General features: G+C 56.5%; 11 protein-coding genes, 2 pseudogenes and 1 other annotated feature. Of the genes and pseudogenes, 8 read left to right on the forward strand and 5 right to left on the reverse strand.

Features of this window, described 5'->3' with window-relative positions; genetic code table 11:
* Window positions 1-13 precede the first annotated feature (13 nt).
* Both C3Y15_RS04495 and C3Y15_RS04500 read right to left on the reverse strand, forming a co-directional pair.
* On the reverse strand, window positions 14-1,084 hold the full coding sequence (locus tag C3Y15_RS04495) for an aromatic ring-hydroxylating dioxygenase subunit alpha (RefSeq protein WP_124259848.1): 1,071 nt from the start codon (window positions 1,082-1,084) through the stop codon (window positions 14-16).
* A 333-nt stretch (window positions 1,085-1,417) separates the two neighbouring features.
* Window positions 1,418-2,494 (reverse strand): aromatic ring-hydroxylating dioxygenase subunit alpha, encoded by a 1,077-nt coding sequence (locus C3Y15_RS04500; protein WP_124259849.1) that lies wholly within the window; start codon window positions 2,492-2,494, stop codon window positions 1,418-1,420.
* A gap of 242 nt (window positions 2,495-2,736) precedes the next feature.
* On the opposite strand from C3Y15_RS04500, the gene C3Y15_RS04505 reads away from it, so the two are divergent.
* The 6 genes from C3Y15_RS04505 to fghA all read left to right on the forward strand — a co-directional run bounded on the left by C3Y15_RS04505 (window position 2,737) and on the right by fghA (window position 9,068).
* On the forward strand, window positions 2,737-3,519 hold the full coding sequence (locus tag C3Y15_RS04505; RefSeq protein ID WP_243860191.1) for a GntR family transcriptional regulator: 783 nt from the start codon (window positions 2,737-2,739) through the stop codon (window positions 3,517-3,519).
* Between the two features lie 183 nt (window positions 3,520-3,702).
* On the forward strand, window positions 3,703-4,554 hold the full coding sequence (locus C3Y15_RS04510) for an aromatic ring-hydroxylating dioxygenase subunit alpha (protein WP_124259850.1): 852 nt from the start codon (window positions 3,703-3,705) through the stop codon (window positions 4,552-4,554).
* A 16-nt stretch (window positions 4,555-4,570) separates the two neighbouring features.
* On the forward strand, window positions 4,571-6,337 hold the full coding sequence (locus C3Y15_RS04515) for a Rieske 2Fe-2S domain-containing protein (protein WP_166677038.1): 1,767 nt from the start codon (window positions 4,571-4,573) through the stop codon (window positions 6,335-6,337).
* Window positions 6,338-6,348: 11 nt separating this feature from the next.
* Window positions 6,349-7,026 (forward strand): glutathione S-transferase, encoded by a 678-nt coding sequence (locus C3Y15_RS04520; protein WP_124259852.1) that lies wholly within the window; start codon window positions 6,349-6,351, stop codon window positions 7,024-7,026.
* Between the two features lie 59 nt (window positions 7,027-7,085).
* Window positions 7,086-8,192 (forward strand): S-(hydroxymethyl)glutathione dehydrogenase/class III alcohol dehydrogenase, encoded by a 1,107-nt coding sequence (locus C3Y15_RS04525; protein WP_124259853.1) that lies wholly within the window; start codon window positions 7,086-7,088, stop codon window positions 8,190-8,192.
* A 12-nt stretch (window positions 8,193-8,204) separates the two neighbouring features.
* Window positions 8,205-9,068, forward strand: coding sequence for an S-formylglutathione hydrolase (gene fghA, locus C3Y15_RS04530; RefSeq protein WP_124259871.1), 864 nt, complete (start codon window positions 8,205-8,207; stop codon window positions 9,066-9,068).
* A gap of 253 nt (window positions 9,069-9,321) precedes the next feature.
* Here the strand turns inward: fghA and C3Y15_RS04535 are convergent.
* Window positions 9,322-10,559, reverse strand: a protein-coding gene (locus tag C3Y15_RS04535; RefSeq protein WP_106919311.1) for an IS3 family transposase whose coding sequence is annotated in 2 segments (ribosomal slippage) — window positions 9,322-10,268 and window positions 10,268-10,559 — 1,239 coding nt in all. Because the reading frame shifts where the segments join, the coding sequence is not laid out codon by codon here.
* Window positions 10,162-10,278, reverse strand: a sequence feature (AL1L pseudoknot). It overlaps the preceding gene by 117 nt.
* Window positions 10,560-12,082: 1,523 nt before the next feature.
* Between C3Y15_RS04535 and C3Y15_RS04545 the strand changes: the two are divergent.
* A pseudogene (locus tag C3Y15_RS04545) lies at window positions 12,083-12,655 on the forward strand (transposase); the annotation flags it as partial.
* A 282-nt stretch (window positions 12,656-12,937) separates the two neighbouring features.
* On the opposite strand, the gene C3Y15_RS04550 reads toward C3Y15_RS04545, so the two are convergent.
* Window positions 12,938-13,957 (reverse strand): IS110 family transposase, encoded by a 1,020-nt coding sequence (locus C3Y15_RS04550; protein WP_124259855.1) that lies wholly within the window; start codon window positions 13,955-13,957, stop codon window positions 12,938-12,940.
* A 119-nt stretch (window positions 13,958-14,076) separates the two neighbouring features.
* Here C3Y15_RS04550 and C3Y15_RS04555 point away from each other — a divergent pair.
* Window positions 14,077-14,772: pseudogene (locus tag C3Y15_RS04555) on the forward strand (IS256 family transposase); the annotation flags it as partial.
* Window positions 14,773-14,948: 176 nt separating this feature from the next.
* Here C3Y15_RS04555 and C3Y15_RS32520 read toward each other — a convergent pair.
* Window positions 14,949-16,829 (reverse strand): methyl-accepting chemotaxis protein, encoded by a 1,881-nt coding sequence (locus C3Y15_RS32520; RefSeq protein ID WP_279588460.1) that lies wholly within the window; start codon window positions 16,827-16,829, stop codon window positions 14,949-14,951.
* Between the last annotated feature and the right edge of the window lie 724 nt (window positions 16,830-17,553).

The raw sequence follows: 17,553 nt of genomic DNA on the forward strand, positions 1-17,553 counted from the left end.
CCGCCTCGGTGCTTTAACGTGCGCGCAAATCTGCGTACTGGCGCGCGCTCTCAATAACCGGCTCGTGTAGAGCAGCCTTGAATGCTTCGGCACCATCTCGTGCGGCCTCGCTCAGTTCCCGCATCCACTTGCGGTACTGGACCGAGACCTTATCGGTAACCACCGGAACCTCGTCGGTTGTCATTTGAGCCGGCCACTGAGATTCAATGACGGGCTTGTCCTCTGCGAAGACCACATCGTTGAAGGTAATGTGGAGATGGTCCGAGTCATCGGCTTGCTCGCGCGCAAAGATGAGGAAGTTCTTCGTGTGCGAGTCGTCCAGAGGGCACGAGACGTTAAAGAGCACGTGCAAGGACTTTGTCGAATACTTCTCTACCGCCAGATTGATGGCGAACGGCATGCTGCAGTGGTAGGTGAACGTTCCAATCGCTGCATGGTTCGGGACATCCATATCCGGCGGCGTATCGTAGACGAAGCGGAACTGACCGTTGACTCGGTCCATCGGCACGATGGGCGGCTCGGCATTGTTCGGGTCGAAAAGCGTACCCGGATGGATGAAAGCGAAATGCGAGAAGTCCGTGAAATTTTCCCAGCGCCGCTCGGCGGAGGCGTCCCACCAATACGGCTCTTGCACCACAATTCGCATCTTCGGGTCTTCGGCAGCGCTGAAGTAGGGAATCTCCGTGCAGTTAAACGATGAATCGAGGCGAACCCAAATCAAGCCGTACTTTTCCTCGCAATCGAAGGTTTCGACGCGGGCCTTGTTCGGAATCGGATTGTCGGGACAAGCCGGAATCTTCGTGCATGCGCCCGCCGTGTCGTATTTCCAGCCGTGGTACGGACACTGCAGTTCGCCGCCCACGACCTGACCACACGAGAGCTTCGCTGAGCGGTGCGCGCATCGGTCCCGCATCGCGACGTACTTGCCTTCCAGTTTTGCTACCACCAGTTGCTCTCTGAGCAAGGTGACTGCGAGCGGGCCGAAGCTAGAGGGTTTGGCTTTCTCGAGCTCGGTAACAGTGCACACCGGGTGCCAAAAGTGGCGGAGATACTCGTTATCCTTAATCAGCGGTACGTATTCCATGCCTGTCTCCTTCGTTTCTTTGGGGAACTAAATACAGACGTTCTTAGGAGGACTCGCTCTCCCAGCGTCCCTTAAACCACGACAGCCGTTTTGGCCTCTTTGATCCATCAACTGGTACACCAGAAGTTACGAAATCAATAAAAGCGTGTCAAGCGCGTCTGATAGCAGGAAAGGGGAGTGGTGCCTCAAACTCAGATAAGCGACTCTGTTAAAAGCGCTTACCTGAGAGCATTCGCTACAAGCCGGTACCAAAAATTTGGCGCTGCCGTTCTGTCGATCGCGTACTTTGGACGAACGGGCAGCTCATCCAGGTTCTTAGCAACAAACGGTCTGCTAGCTGGCCCTCTCGTCGATGATGTTGGTGCGCAGCGCCTCCCGGAATGCGTCTTTCCCCTTCGGAGCCGCGAGCGAGAGTTCGCGATGCCACTTTCGGTACTGGATGGAGACCTTGTCGGTCGCAACCGAGATTTCGTTCGCAGAGACTTCGGCAGGCCATTGAGACTCGATGATGGGCTGGTCTTCCGCCAAAACGCGCTTCTGAAACGCAAGATGCATGTGGTCAGGCTGATTGTCACGCTCGCGAATAATGACCATAAAGTTGCGGCAGGTCTTCTCATCAACTGGACACGCGGTCGTCCACAAGATGAATCGCGAATCGTCGCGCCAGAGCTTAATCTCCAGATTGATGGAGTAGGGCATGGTGCATCGGTAGGTGAAGTCACCCATCGGCGCCTCCTCCGGAATGCCCTCCATTTCTCGCGGCGGCGCCAATTTGAACTGCAGCTCGCCGTCTACGCGGTTCACGAGAACCAGCGGGTGACTTGCAAAGAACGGGTCGTAGAGCGTTCCCGGATGAACGAACGCAAAGTGCGAGAAGTCCGTGAAGTTTTCCCACCGACGCTCAGCAACCGTGTTCCAGATGTAGGAGTCGGCGACGATGACCTGCATGTCAGGGTTGTCCCAATCGCCGAGGAACGGAATCTCGGTACAGTCGTACGAGTTGTCCAGACGCACCCAGACCATCTCGTACTTGACATCGCAGTCGTACATCTGAAGCTTGGCTCGCGGGGGCACCGGCTTGTCAGGGCAGGCAGGAATGGACTTGCACGCGCCTTCACCGTCGTATTGCCAACCGTGATAGGGGCATTGGAGCCTGTCTTGGCCTTCGCATTTTGCAATGGTTCCAATGGAAAGCTGGGCGGACCGGTGGGCGCAGCGGTCCGGCGCCGCGACGATTTTGCCGTTTAGCCTTGCCAAGACCAGTTTTTCGCCAAGAAGTGTGACGCCCATCGGGCCATGTCCCGAAGGATTTGCGCGCTCGAATTCGGCCAGCGTGCAGACCGGGTGCCAGAAATGGCGAAGATACGACTTGTCTTCCAAAAGAGGCTTGTACTGCTCACGCGCACTCATTCGTTGCTCCTGTGGGGTAGGGTGATGCCAATCGTTCTAATCTGAGAGACCAAAAGACTAAACTGGTATACCAGCCTAGGCGTCAAAAAAAACAGATGCAATCAGGGATTTCCTGCATCCGTGTTCTGATGGGGACGCAGCGGCCATGAATCGTGCCAACGTAGCGTTTCTCCTGATATGCGTTTCGGGCGTCCTGATAGCAAAGAACGCTAGAATATGTAACCGGACTGTCGGCTGACCCGATGGCTGCGCTGCTGGCGCACCGTCTCATTCTGTGGTGCCAAAACGCCCAACTTAGGCACCATGGTCTTCCGACTGTTGCCCCAACCTCCTATGCGCCAGGCCGGCGCACTGCCCATCACATGCTGACTCAGAAGATAGTAGGTGCAATCTCGGATGCGATTTATCACCGCAAGCTGCCGCCGGGCGCCAAGCTGAACGAGCGCGACATCGCGGACCTCTACGGAGTGAGTCGAACCGTGGTGCGGCAGGCACTTATCCGCCTTTCCCAAGATGGGCTTGTGGAAATCTCGCCAAAGCGCTCGTCTGCGGTGTGGCGCCCGACATTCGACGACGCGTTCGAGCTTTATCAGATGCTGCTCGTGCTTGAAAGCGGGGTGATTGACCAGTTGATTAAGAGCGTCACACCTGACCAGCTCAAGACGCTTCGTGCGCACACCGTCAAAGAAAAGGCAGCATTCGAGAAGGGGCGGCACGACTTGGGTGATAAGCTTGGGCGAGAGTTTCATGAACTGATTATTTCCTTTCTCAACAACGCAACGCTCACTCAGATCCATCATCATTTGAGGCGCCGCGAAGCGCTCATCAACGCGATGTTTCGTGTGGGATTCGATTACTGCCAACTGCGCGATGAACATTCCCAGTTGGTCGAATGTCTGGAAAAGAAGGACGCTGCCGCGGCCAAAGCGCTTCTCGCGTCGCACTACAACTTGGTCATCCGTGGTTATCGATTTGACGCCCTGGTTACGCCGGAAGTGGACCTCAGGCTGGCGTTAGCGCTCTAAACTCTTCTGCACCAGCCCCGGCCCGCGCACGCGGGCCGGCACATTCTCGGCGGTTTATAAAGCCTTCTAACAGGCTGCCTCAGTGTTACTCCCAACAAGAAATCGCTTGCCCCAGCGATTTTTTTTGTTATAGAGTCTGGTATACCAGTTGAGCTATCTGACAAGCCAATATAGGAGGGACATGTGAATTTTGACCAGCAACTGTTCGATGACTGGCACCCCGTCGCGGCATTGGAAGACGTTCTTCCGGACCGCAGATTTCATACTCGCCTGCTCGGTCGCGTCGTCTCGTACAGCCGCAAGAACGCTGAAGTGACGGCACAGTGGGACGACGACGGCACGGAGCGCCCAATGTCTGCCAAGGAGCAGTACGGCGCACTTTGGTTGTCGTTCTCATCAAACCCGAGGAGTCTTTTCGAGGTTCCCGAATTCGCGGAACCGGATCGGCGCATCGTGAGCGCCGGGTCCACACGCGTGAACACGTCTGGTCTGCGGGCGGTTGAGAACTTCCTTGATATGGCGCATTTTCCGTTCGTCCATACGGACATCCTCGGCGCTGAGCCACACACCGATGTCGCGCCTTACCAGGTCAAGTACGACGAGACGGTCGACGAAATCATCGCGACCGAATGCAAATTTCCGCAGCCCCGCGGTTCCGCGACGGCGACGGACGCACTCGACATGGACTACATCTATCGCGTCACCCGGCCATACGTCGCGATTCTGTACAAAACGTGTCCGCCGGACCCGTCACGCTGGGACGTCCTGTGTCTGTTCATACAGCCCGTCGACGAGGAGTGGTGCATCGCTCATACGTTGATGTGCTACGTGGATGACGTGAATTCGGACGAACAACTCCGTCATTTCCAGCAGACCATCTTCGGCCAGGACCTGATGATTCTCGTCAACCAGGTTCCGCGGCGCCTTCCCCTTACGGCAAAGACAGAGAACCCGGTCCGTGCTGATGTTCTGGCAACGGCATATCGCAAGTGGATGCGCGACGGTGGTCTTACATACGGCGCAATCCGTGACTGACAAGGGATTGAGATTCATGAGTTCATTTGATTCGAATCGCTGGTACCCAATTTCCAGCACCGAGGTCCTCAGTGAGCGTCACGTCTTCCAGACGTCCCTCGCAGGTCAAGAGTTGGCGGTATGGCGCGATGACAACGGCATTGCAAACGCATGGGAAAATCGATGTCCCCATCGCGGCTTGCGGCTCTCGCTCGGCATCAATCTCGGACATGAGCTGCGATGTCAGTACCACGGCTGGACGTACGAGAGCGGCTCGGGCGGCTGCACGTTTGTGCCCGCACACAGAGACGCAACGGAACCCAGTAAGGCATGTGTGAGCACGTTCGCCGTGCGTGAAGCCGGTGGACTTGTTTGGGCGTCACTCGGCGCGCCTGTCGGCGACCCGCCCCTAATCAAAACGCAAGAAGGTGGTTCGACCTTCTCGTTTGTAAGAAGCCTACCGTTCAACCTACCTGCTGACGAGGTTGCCAAAGGACTCCTCGAGGACGGCATCTGCTTCGCTGAGTGCTTTGACCAAGACCCAGGGAGCGTCGGCCTTCGACAGTTCGGAAACGACTCTGTTGCTCTGTCTGTCGGAGAGAACGGCCGGTCCGGTCTGCATTTCTATATTCAGCCGCATTCCGCGGACAAGACGATCGTCCATGTGAATGCGCTCCTTCAAGAGCCTGTAAGCCGTAGCTTTTTCGAGCGCTTCTCGCATGTGTTCGGCGAGTTTCGACGAGCGCTCGAGCGGGCTAGCGTCGAGCAACCCGTCACAAAGGTCGTCGCCGCGCGCAAGTCGACACAGATACCTGTGCCCGTGCCGGTTGTCGTCGCTGCTCCTCAGACCTCGTCGGCTGAGTACCGCTGCAAAGTCACGTCTCGCGTACAGGAAACTGGCGACATCGTTTCGTTCGCCCTCACGCCGATTGGCCGTACGTTACCGCAGCTCACGCCTGGCATGCATGTGAGCGTCACGACGCCTTCGGGTTTCGTTCGCCAATACTCGATTATCAACGGACCGCATGAGCGCGACGCTTTCCTGATTGGCGTCAAACGAGAACTGCAGTCGGTTGGCGGCTCGAAGTCCATGCATGACGACGTAAAGGAAGGCTCGGAACTCAAAATCACGGTTCCCCGGAACGGATTTCCATTGCGGCGCAATGGCCGTACACCCGTCCTCATTGCTGGCGGTATCGGCATCACCCCGATTCTCGCGATGGCTCAGGCGCTGAACGCGAGCGGCGACAAGTATGCGATGCACTACTTCGTGCGTGGCCCGGAGCACACCCCGTTTCAGGAGCGGCTACGTACGCTCGGGCGCAACGTATTCATCCATACAGGCCTGGACGTTGAGGGAACCCGGCGCCGGCTCGAGGAAATCGTCGAAAAGCTCACCCCGGAGCAGACCGAGGTCTACACGTGCGGGCCGGGTCCGATGATTGACACGGTCAAGGATGTTGCTTGTAAGCGAGGTATCCCTGAAGAGTCCGTGCGGTTCGAATACTTCAAGAACACAGATATCCCGACTGGCGGTGAAGCCTTCGAAGTAACGTTGGCGAAATCCGGCAAGACTTTCATGGTGCCGCCGGACAAGACACTTCTAAAAGCTTGTTGGGACGAAGGCGTAGCTCTCGAAGCCTCTTGTGAGCAGGGTGTTTGTGGGACCTGCATGACCGCAGTGCTCAGCGGAGAGTTGGAGCACCACGACACCTACCTTTCAAAGCGGGAACGCGAAAGCGGAAAGTGGATTATGCCGTGCGTTTCTCGATGCAAGAGCAAGAAGCTCGTGCTCGACGTCTAATGTGAGTGACCATGATTACGCTCTACGATTACGAACTTTCCGGCAACTGCTACAAGGTCCGACTGCTGCTCAACATCCTTGGCTTGGAGCACAAGCTTGAGCCTGTCGAGTTCTACCCGAGTAAGGCGCACAAGTCGGACGCGTTCCTTCGGATCAATCCGCTCGGACAATTGCCTGCACTTACCGATGGCGACTTCACGATTCGGGACGCGCAAGCAATCTTGGTCTACCTTGCTTCGAAGTACGACAAGACCGAGCAGTGGTACCCGGCCGCAGACGCGGCGCTCGCCGGCGAGGTTCAGATGTGGCTTTCATTCGCCGACAGCCTCACAGGGTCCATTTCGGCAGCTCGCCTGCATGACCTATTTTTCTTCGATTTTAATGAAGAGGCGTGTAGAAGGCGCGCGCACGAGTTGCTCAGAATCCTCGACGAACATCTTTGGCTGCGCGAGAAAAGCGGCGGCAAATTCCTTTGCCGCGCTGCTCATCCGACCGTTGCCGATATTGCTTGCTTCCCGTACATCATGCTGTCAGACGAGGGCGGCGTTTCGCTCGGAGACTACGCGGCCGTACGCCGATGGACGGACCGCGTCAAGCGCTTGCCAGGTTTTATCGTGATGTCCGGCGTGTTCCCCGCCGCTCAGTTGCCGACACAGCAGCCTGAAGCGCCTCGTCAAGCGAGCGCCTGACGCCCTGCTGACGCACGCGATGCATCAGACCCAATTTTTCAACAAATAAGGCTAGATAGATGAAGACGAAAGCAGCAGTTGCATGGAAGGCCGGTGAGCCCTTGACCGTAGAAGAGGTGGACTTGGCGGGTCCGCGGGCTGGTGAAGTCTTGATTGAGGTAAAAGCAACCGGAATCTGTCACACCGACTACTACACGCTTTCTGGCGCGGACCCCGAAGGTATCTTCCCCGCGATTCTAGGTCACGAGGGCGCAGGGGTCGTGGTCGATGTTGGCCCGGGAGTAGGCACCTTGAAGAAGGGTGACCACGTCATCCCGCTCTACACGCCGGAATGTCGCCAATGTAAGTTCTGTCTCTCGCGCAAGACGAATCTGTGTCAGTCGATTCGAGCCACTCAAGGCAAGGGCTTGATGCCTGACGCAACCTCTCGTTTTTCGCTCGACGGCAAGCCCTTGTTTCACTACATGGGCACATCAACGTTCTCGAACTACATCGTGGTTCCTGAGATTGCTGTCGCGAAAGTACGTGAGGACGCCCCTTTTGACAAGATTTGCTACATCGGCTGCGGTGTCACTACGGGCGTGGGTGCTGTGGTTTTCTCGGCAAAGGTTGAAGCGGGTGCCAACGTGGTCGTGTTCGGGCTCGGTGGTATTGGCTTGAACGTGATTCAAGGCGCGAAGATGGTCGGCGCCGACAAAATCATCGGCGTGGACATCAACCCCGGCCGTGTCGAGTTGGCGAAGAAATTTGGCATGACCCACTTCGTCAATCCGAAGGAAGTGGACAACGTCGTCGACCATATTGTGCAACTGACCGACGGCGGCGCTGACTACTCGTTCGAATGCGTCGGCAACACGACCCTGATGCGCCAGGCACTGGAGTGCACGCACAAGGGGTGGGGCCAGTCGTTCATCATCGGCGTAGCTGCTGCAGGCCAGGAAATCAGCACGCGCCCGTTCCAGCTCGTCACGGGCCGCGAGTGGAAGGGTTCCGCCTTCGGCGGAGCGCGCGGCCGTACCGATGTTCCGAAGATTGTCGACTGGTATATGGAAGGCAAGCTCAACATCGACGACCTGATTACTCATCATCTGAAACTCGAGCAAGTGAACGAGGGCTTCGACCTCATGAAGAAGGGCGATTCCATCCGGTCTGTCATCATCTATTAAGGAGATCTGATGCTGCTCGATAAGGTCGAGGAACATGCAAGTTTCGGCGGTACGCAGGCTGTTTATCGGCACTCTTCACGCGCGGTCGGCGTGCCGATGAAGTTTTCGATTTACCTTCCTCCGCAAGCAGCAACGAAGAAGGTGCCGGCACTCTTTTACCTCGCCGGGTTGACCTGTACCGAAGAGACGTTTCCCATCAAGGCCGGTGCTCAGCGCTATGCGGCCGAGCACGGCATCGCGCTTATTTCGCCGGATACCAGCCCCCGAGATACAGGCATTCCATGGGAGAAGAACTCCTGGGAATTTGGCGCCGGCGCCGGCTTTTACGTTGACGCGACCGTGGCACCTTGGAACAAGCATTTCAAGATGTACTCGTACGTGAAAGACGAGCTTCGCGAACTTGCATTGGAGCATTTTCCTATCGATGGAAGCCGAATTGGCGTCTTCGGCCATTCGATGGGCGGACATGGTGCCCTGGTCCTGGCCCTGCGCAATCCGCATATTTATAAGTCGGTTTCTGCTTTTGCCCCAATTGCAGCGCCGATGCAATGCGACTGGGGACTGGGCGCGTTCAGCGGCTATCTTGGAGATGACCGCAACGAGTGGAAGCGCTACGACGCCAGCGAACTCATGTGGACGATGAGTAGCCGGTTTCCCGACGGGATTCTCATCGACCAAGGGCTGGACGACAAGTTTCTTACGGAGAAGCAGTTGAATCCGGAGATATTTGAAAAAGCATGCGAGACGGTGGGACAGCCTCTTACGCTGAGACGGCACGAAGGATATGACCACGGCTATTTCTTTATTTCAACATTTATCGCCGACCACATCGCTCACCACGCGAGGGTATTGAACGGTGCGGCTGGTTTGAACTGATTCAATTCAGGGGTCTCGGACGCGCTGGCCTCCTCCGACGCGTCCTTTTATGCCCCGGCTTGCCCGGGGCTTTTTTCTCATTCTATCGGCCAGGCGTAACTATCAGCCTGCTCAACTAGCGAAGCGGGGGCGAGCATCCAATTAACCTGCTTCTGTACTTTCAAGGGCTAACCGTCGAGAGACGAAAGACCCACACCGGCTTCGGGGCCCACGAATCTCTGAACCGCACCGGGAATCGTGGAGGCTGGTTGGTTTAAGTTAATGCGGACACGTCAGCGGCATTTCTGAGTTGCCTGTAGTAGTTTGCCTCAGCTTCAGCAGGCGGGATATAGCCGAGCGGTTCCATCAGCCGATGACGGTTGTACCAGGCGACCCATTCCAGCGTTGCCAGTTCGACGGATTCCCTCGTTTTCCAAGGGGCGCGCCGATGAATCAGTTCCGTCTTGTACAGGCCGTTGATCGTCTCGGCCAGCGCATTGTCGTAGCTGTCGCCCCGGCTGCCGACCGACGGCTCGATGCCGGCCTCAGCCAGCCGTTCGCTGTAGCGGATGCTGACGTATTGAGACCCTCTGTCGGAATGATGAATCAAAGTCCCGTCCTCACCCGGTTGGCGGGCGTACAGCGCTTGTTCAAGTGCATCCAGAACGAAGTCCGTGGTCATCGACGAGCTGACGCGCCAGCCAACAATACGGCGGGCAAACACGTCGATCACGAATGCCACGTACAGCCAGCCTTGCCATGTCGAGACATACGTAAAATCCGACACCCAGAGCTGATTCGGTCGGTCAGCCTTGAACTGCCGGTTGACTCGGTCCAGCGGGCGCGGCGCGGTCACCTCGGGAATCGTCGTGCGAACACGCTTACCGCGAACTGCGCCACGCAAGCCCTGCAGTTTCATCAACCGTCCGACCGTGCAGCGTGCCACTGCAATGCCTTCCCGGTTCATCTGCTTCCAGACCTTCGGCACGCCGTAGACCTGCATGTTGGCCTGCCAGACACGCTTGATCTCCGGTTGCAAAAGCTCATCGCGTTTCGCGCGGGCGCAGCGCTTCGACGGATCGCGAAGTTGTGCTGCATGGCGTCGGTAGCCCGACGGGGCAATCCGCAAGACCTTGCAGATCGGCTCGACCCCGAAGGTGTCGCGATGCTGATCAATGAAGGCCTTCAGGACTTGAAACGGCGGTCGAGCTCCGCCTGGGCGAAAAACGCGCTCGCCAGTTTGAGAATCTCATTGGTCCGGCGCAGTTCCTTGACCTCGCGCTCCAAGGCCTTGATGCGTTCACGCTCGGCCGTACTCACGCCATCGCGCTCTCCACGGTCGACCTCGTCGCGCTTAACCCAATCCAACAACGTCTGCGGCGTGCAGCCGATCATCGGCGCAATCGATTCGACTGCCGCCCACATCGACGGGTGCTCGCTACGCTGCTCGCGTACGAGGCGCACTGCGCGCTCTCGGACTTCCGGGGAAAACTTGCTTGGCTTCTTGTTCATGGCTCCATTCTCTCAAGAGTTGGAGCCTCCACAAAACTCGGGGCGGTTCACTCTCCTGTCAAGAACGGGCCCCGACCTCGTCCCCCAGTCCATGGCTGGGGGCCTTTTTTGGCTATCGGAGAACACGGAAAGCATTGTGTATGTAGGAAATCCGTATGGTGAAAATCAGGCGTGCCCACCGGCGGGGAAGGCCGTTGCTCAAGCCGAAGAATTGCTCCCACAAAGCTCCATCACCTTGCTCGCAACGCGGTGCCATCTCTCATTGCACGTATTGCGAACGGGTCGTGGCTCGGCATCTACCGTAAGGACGCTCCTCGAAGTCATCATCGTGGCGGGAGTCTTATCAGCGCGTGGGTTCGAACACGTATGCGCAAAAAGCCTCCGCGACGCTGAACTTGCAATCACGCGCACTGTGGTGAAAGGTGTGGATGTTGGACATTGGGTATTCACAGAAGACCAACTTCGTGCCGTCAGTAAAGTCGTTGGTACCTTCGAGCAACAGATGGAGAGTGCGTCAATCGGCGAAATTGAGGCTGCTTTCGAGAATGCGAAAGCAATCGCAGGTTTTTAAGAGGGAATTGCGCAGTCGTGAGTTCGTTCGTACTTGCGCGCATTGCACCCGCTAGCGTTGGTTCTTTGCATCATGCTCACGTCCTCTTGATGCACGGCGGCGACACTCGGCAGCGGCGGCACTCGGGTCCCTGGCCCCGAAGCACAAGGAAGACAAGGGCGCGTCAAATCCTTAACGTAAAGGTGAGCAAATGTTAGTCAAACCTATAGGCACGAACCCAGGCTTGGGTCGCAACCCAGCAAATCGGCAGTCGAAGAGATTGTCTTCATCGGACGATAGCACCGGAAGCGAGTACGCACGCCTGCTCAAAGCGCCAATGACTTCTCTGGTGGGAACTTACCAAGGACGTCCGGACGTTATGTCTGTGGCTATTCTAGGCTACAACTGAATGAGACTGTGGATTCGCAAAGACTCGCAGTACAGCAATGAAGAACACACGCAGTCCCATGCTAATGGCAGCAAGCGGTAGCCGATAGCTGTCTCGGGATTCGCCGCTTGCGCTATTCCGTTCAGCGACCCCAACATCCAGAACCAATGGCAAATCGAACCAGAATTTACACAGGCCTACGCGACGCTGCATATGCCCTCAATGAGCAGGCGTCCGGCCGTACTCCTGACTTCTCACGACTGCTATCCGGCGCAATCACACTCGACACTATGTTCCGACAGCGTGCGCTTGACGCCGACTTGCAGGATGCAGCACGCAATTTGGAGCGTGCCGTGAGAGAGGGTGGTTTGTACCTTGACACCGAGGGGCGCGCGCGAGCAGCCAATCTGGCAGAAAAGGTTCGGCTTTTCGCGGCTTTCCATTGAAGCGGTACCAGTCCGCTAAAGAGCTAAAGTCGGAAGTGGTGTACGGGGGAGTTGAGGCGGGAAATTGAAGGCGGTGGTGGTTTCAGCTGAGAATCTGATTGTCGAAGTCGGAAACTAGCGAACAACAAAACCATCCACCATGAGCAAGAATACGGAAAAAGCGGTCATCGGTCTATCGGGATCCGGCCTCGGGTTGGACGACCTGATCCGTCAAGGGGCGCGGCAAGTGATTCAGCAAGCGATTGAAGCGGAGCTGGCAGAGCTGCTTGAACGGTTCACGAACGTGAAGACACTGCACGGGCAACGCGCCGTAGTGCGCAACGGCTACTTGCCCGAACGCGAGGTACTGACGGCGGCCGGGCCGGTCCCCGTGAAGGTGCCGAAGGTACGCGATCGATCAGGATCAGGGGTGAAGTTCAATTCCTCGATCGTCCCGCCGTACGTGAGGAAGTCGCCCCGTGTTAGCGCGGCGCTGCCGTGGCTGTATCTGAAGGGCATCTCGACGGGCGATATGGGCGAAGCGCTGCGTGTGCTGCTCGGCGAAGATGCGAAGGGCTTGTCGGCGAATGTCGTGAGTCGGTTGAAAGCGCAGTGGGCCGAAGAGCATGCCGCGTGGAGCCGGCGTGACCTGTCGAAGTCGTACTACGTCTATTGGTGGGTCGACGGCATTCACACCGGGCTGCGCAGCGAGAACTCCGATGGCCAGTGCCTGTATATGAACGCGTCCCGTTTGCGCAAGAGTTTCGTGAGTTCCAACATCGACAGGATGGGTTGCAGCTGTATATCCGGCCTTTAGTGCAGCTGATACTGCCGCTGCTGGCCCCGATGAAATCCGCTGACTCACGCCTCGTTGCTGGTGCGAGCTCGAAGCTCGGCAGGCATTCCAGGTTTAGCGAGTCCCGGTCCGACCTATCTTGTCATCCCACACGATTACCCGACGCAACCTTTCCGCCTTCAGCTTGTACCGAACGTTGATTTTCTACCGCGTACCCTATCAGACTGGTTTCACGCTCACGTGCCCTTTCTCATATGGCCGGTCATGGGCGAGCACTGCCCAGATTGTCCGCGCCATCTTGTTTGCCAATGCGATCACCACCACGTTTGGCGGCCGTCTTTTTTTCATCTGCTCGAGCCATGGACCAGGTTCTTTCGCATGCGTCAGCACGGATCGCGCGCCGTGAATCAGTAGCGTGCGTAGGTAAGTGTCCCCTCTTTTGCTAATCCCGTGCAGGGTCACCTTGCCGCCCGAGCCGGTCTGTTTTGGCACAAGTCCGACCCACGCCGCAAACTCGCGCCCTGATCTGAACGCCTTCGGATCGCCGATCATTGCAGCTGCCGCCGTCGCCGTCAGTAGGCCCACGCCCGGGATCTCAATAATCGCCTTCACCGCCTTGTCCTCCTTCTTCCACGCGCCGAGTCGCCTTTCAATGGTCTCGATTTCACTGTCCAGCTCTTCGATCCGCGCCCACTGTTCACGTAGCGTATCTATCAGGACCTTCGATAGGCGCTCTTCGACGCGCGCAAGCGCGTCGGGGATTGATTTCGTTAGCGCCAGCCGACCTTTCCCCATCACCTCGCCGAGCTCGGCCAACATCCCGCGAAGACCGTTGATCTGCATGGTGCGGAACTTCACCAGTTGTTCCCGCTGCCGATGCATCATCAATACCGCCTGCTGCATCTCGGTCTTTATTGCCACAGCCTTAGACGGTTGCTGTACTGCCAGCCAGATCGCCTTTGCGTCCGCTGCGTCGCTCTTATTGCGAATGTTGAACGCCTTCACAAACCTCGCTGGCATCAACTTCACCCGATGTCCCATCGCCATCAGCTGTCGCGCCCAATGGTGCGCCCCACCGCATGCCTCCATACCGATCAGACACTGCGCACGATTTGCGAAATGCTCGAGAAACTGCGTGCGCCTTATTGCTTTATTCACGACCTCTCCCGTTTCCGGGTCGATGTAGTGCACGTGAAACACGTTTTTGGCAATGTCAACTCCAACTGGCGTAGCATTCATGGGTGGATCCTCCGGTTGCCGGAAAGTGCGTGCGCTTTCCATCGGGGCACATTGATGCCGTTGGCCCGTGAGGATCCACCTTACTTCCTTTCGCTCACGAGTGGGACGCGTTCATTTCATTGCTGGTGATCATCGGCGTGAAGCCGGATGGGAGCAAAGAGCGCGTGGCTATCGGTGACGGGTATCGAGAAACCAAGGCATCGTGGCTTGAGTTGCTGCTCGATCTGAAATCGCGGGGCTTGCAAGCGGGTCCACGGCTGGCCGTCGGCGACGGTGCAATGGGCTTCTGGGCGGCTCTGGAAGAGGTGTTTCCGGCGACGCGTGGCCAGCGCTGCTGGTTTCACAAGATGGGCAATGTGCTCAATGCGCTACCCAAGTCGCAACAAGCACGCGCAAAGGCGGGCATGCAGGCGATCTGGATGGCTGCCACACGAGCCGACGCGTACGCCGCTTTCGATCGCTTCGTGTCGATCCATTCGGTGAAATATCCGAAGGCAACCGAGACGCTGAAAAAGGATCGCGAGAGCCTGTTGGCGTTCTACGACTTCCCCGCTGAGCACTGGCAGCATTTGCGGACGACCAACGCGATCGAGTCGACGTTCGCGACGGTACGCCATCGAACGACGCGTACGCGTAACTGTGTGTCGCGGCCCACCTTCCTCGGTCTGGCATTCAAGCTGATCGAGGAGGCGGAGAAAACCTGGCGTCGCATCAACGGACCGGAAAAGATCAAGCTGTTGCTCGAAGGCGTCCCCTTCAAGGACGGCGAACCGGTGCAAGACGATCGACCGGTTCAGCAGAAACTCGCCGCTTGAATTCGCCCGTCACGATGCTGCTCATACACCACTCTTGACGATAGCTCTCCGCTAAACAAAGAGCCGTGCTAGAGCCGAAACCATTGCAAACGCCAGCAGGCCAGTGATCCGCTAGACGCCAGTTTGACATAAGGAAACCTGAGTGCTTTGGCCGGCGTCGCGCCGTTAAGGAGGATTCAATTCCGAAGCCTCTCATCGAGTCTAAACTTCTCAACTATGATGCTTAAGCTTGAGGCCTGCTCCTCCATTGACTTAGCTGCTGCCGCGGCTTGTTCGACTTGAGCTGCGTTTTGTTGCGTATTGCTGTCAATTTGCATAATGGCCAGGTTGATCTGCCCAATGCCATCACTTTGCTCAGAACTGGCATTGGCAATATCGGTGATGATTTCGCTCACACCTTCAACCGCTGCAACTAGTTCAGACATTGATACCTGCGCGTTCGCGACTTGCTGCCGTCCCGCTTCAACGCTTTTAGACGAACTGTCAATTAACGTCTTTATCTCCTTAGCAGCGCTTGCGCTCCGTTGAGCAAGCGAGCGAACTTCCGATGCAACGACCGCAAATCCTCGCCCTTGATCACCGGCTCGTGCAGCCTCGACTGCGGCATTGAGTGCCAAGATATTCGTCTGGAAGGCGATGCTGTCGATCACGGAAATAATATTGACAATTTTTTGCGAAGATTCAGTAATAGTGCCCATCGTAGACACAACGTCACTGACGACTTCTCCCCCTTGCCTGGCTCGATCAGCTGCAACGAAAGCCAACCGATTTGCCTCGCGGGCATTATTCGCGTTCTGCTGAACGGTCGAAGTGAGCTCCTCCATCGCCGCTGCCGTCTCTTCAAGACTAGACGCTTGGGCCTCAGTGCGTACAGACAGATCTAAGTTACCGACTGCGATCTCGCGCGAGGCCGATGAGATAGTGACCGTGCTTACACGGACGTCACCGATTAGGCGGTTCAGTGAATCGATAAATCGGTTAAAAGACTGCGCGAGCATTCCTACCTCGTCCGAAGTTTCAACTTTCATCCTTCGCGTTAAGTCTCCGTGGCCATCCGCTATCTCCCGAAGCATTTCTGCTGCGCGTTTAATTGGGCCGGCGATTGATTTGCTAACGAAAGCTATGATCAATAGTCCGATGCCACCACCAACAAGGGCTGCAAGAAGAGCAGATATCGTGGAGGTTTGCGTAATCTTCCCCAGAATCTCAGCCTGGGGCACTTCAGCAACAATGTACAGATTCAGTTCCGGCACATACGACGCGGCAGCAATACGCTCGCCATCAGTCGCCGAATAGGAGACGGACGAAAATCGTTGGCCCATCAGTAGCTTCGTCACCATCTCTTGGTTGAACCCGCTGGTGTCCCTGAGAAAGTGTTGGCCGTCGGCCAAAGCAGCGTCGCGGTGAATGACGAAAGCACCGTCCGGGCTTACAAGATATACAAACCCGCTATTGCCTATTTTTTGCTTCCGAATGAAGTCCGCAAGCTCGTTAACTGACAACCCGAGGGCGGCCACACCTATTTTTCCATTTACGTCGAACCTCGCGTCGATGAAAAGGTTATAGACGGACGAAGCCTTGTCTTTTCCAAGCTTAATTTCTAATTGTTTTCCTTTCGACAAGAAGTCGTAAAACCAGTTGTCAGTTGCGTCGCTTCTTTGCACAGTTCGAGAGAAGCCGTTCTCGTCCAAGTATTTCCCTGTCTTTTCTGAGACCCACGCAATGGTCGCCGCGTGTGACTCGTTTTTTAGAGTTTGGGCGTAGGTCTTCCATGCCGCAGCGCCTTGCTCCGGCAGGCCTTGTTCTTCCCAATTCAGAATATATTCGTTAGTCGCCAAACTACGCGTCAACGCCACTGGTGCGGCGATCTGTCGAAGAACTTCGCTTCTTATCTCCCCCAGCGCGGTGGGTAAGTCTTGCTCACGTGCACGCTCTTTCAAGCTCGCGCCGGTGAGCGCGACTGACAGTGTCGTCGAGACGATCACAAACATCAGTACGGACGCGGTCATTGCGAGCATCAGCTTTTGTCGCACGCTGAGACGATTAAAGAATCTCATGTTTCCCTCCTATGACTGGGATTTTTCTTTCACTGTTTCGTTGGCGCCTCTAGACGATCGCAACGGTCATGCTGAATGACGGTCCTTGTAGCCCAAACTTGATTTCTATATATAAAAATCGATGGCCTCTATAGACTTTGTCGTATGGCCATGGACACGGCTCTAAAAGAGCGGTTGTACAATGCTCACGCCCGCGAGCGGCATCGTTCTGCCGTCTGGCGCTTCCGCCAAGGGAGAGTTTCGCACTTGCTCGTAGAGCGCTTCAGCGGAACGCGAGCCGTCCATGCCATGCGAAAAGCATGGAACACGCGTCCGGTTGCTCGTATTTATCGAGACACCGTAGGGTCTGCCGGCGCGGGAAGCAGGTCCGGAGTTCGCATCAAGAGTTCAACGCTCGGCGAACTAGCCTTGGGAAAGTTCAAGGCGAGGTGAAATTTTTCCTTGAACATGGGCTAAGCTCGCCTTTCAAGCTTCGATGACCCTCGACAATTCACTAACTCTTTTCTAGCGCGAAGGGGCGTAGCTGTTCGTCAATAGCAATGAACGGAGACTCGTAGATTGCTGCCCGGTTGGCGAGACCCAGCCGGACGTCTAGTTGCACGTCCTGAAGAGGCGCCTCCCTCGCGCGCCATGACACCCGATCTCGAACTCATGAGTCGGATTGTGATCGCGAAGGAGTTTGATGATTACAGGGATTATCATCAAAGTCACATCACCGATTATA

This window comes from Burkholderia sp. B10, from assembly GCF_004368385.1.
In the GTDB taxonomy this organism is placed as follows: domain Bacteria; phylum Pseudomonadota; class Gammaproteobacteria; order Burkholderiales; family Burkholderiaceae; genus Burkholderia; species Burkholderia vietnamiensis.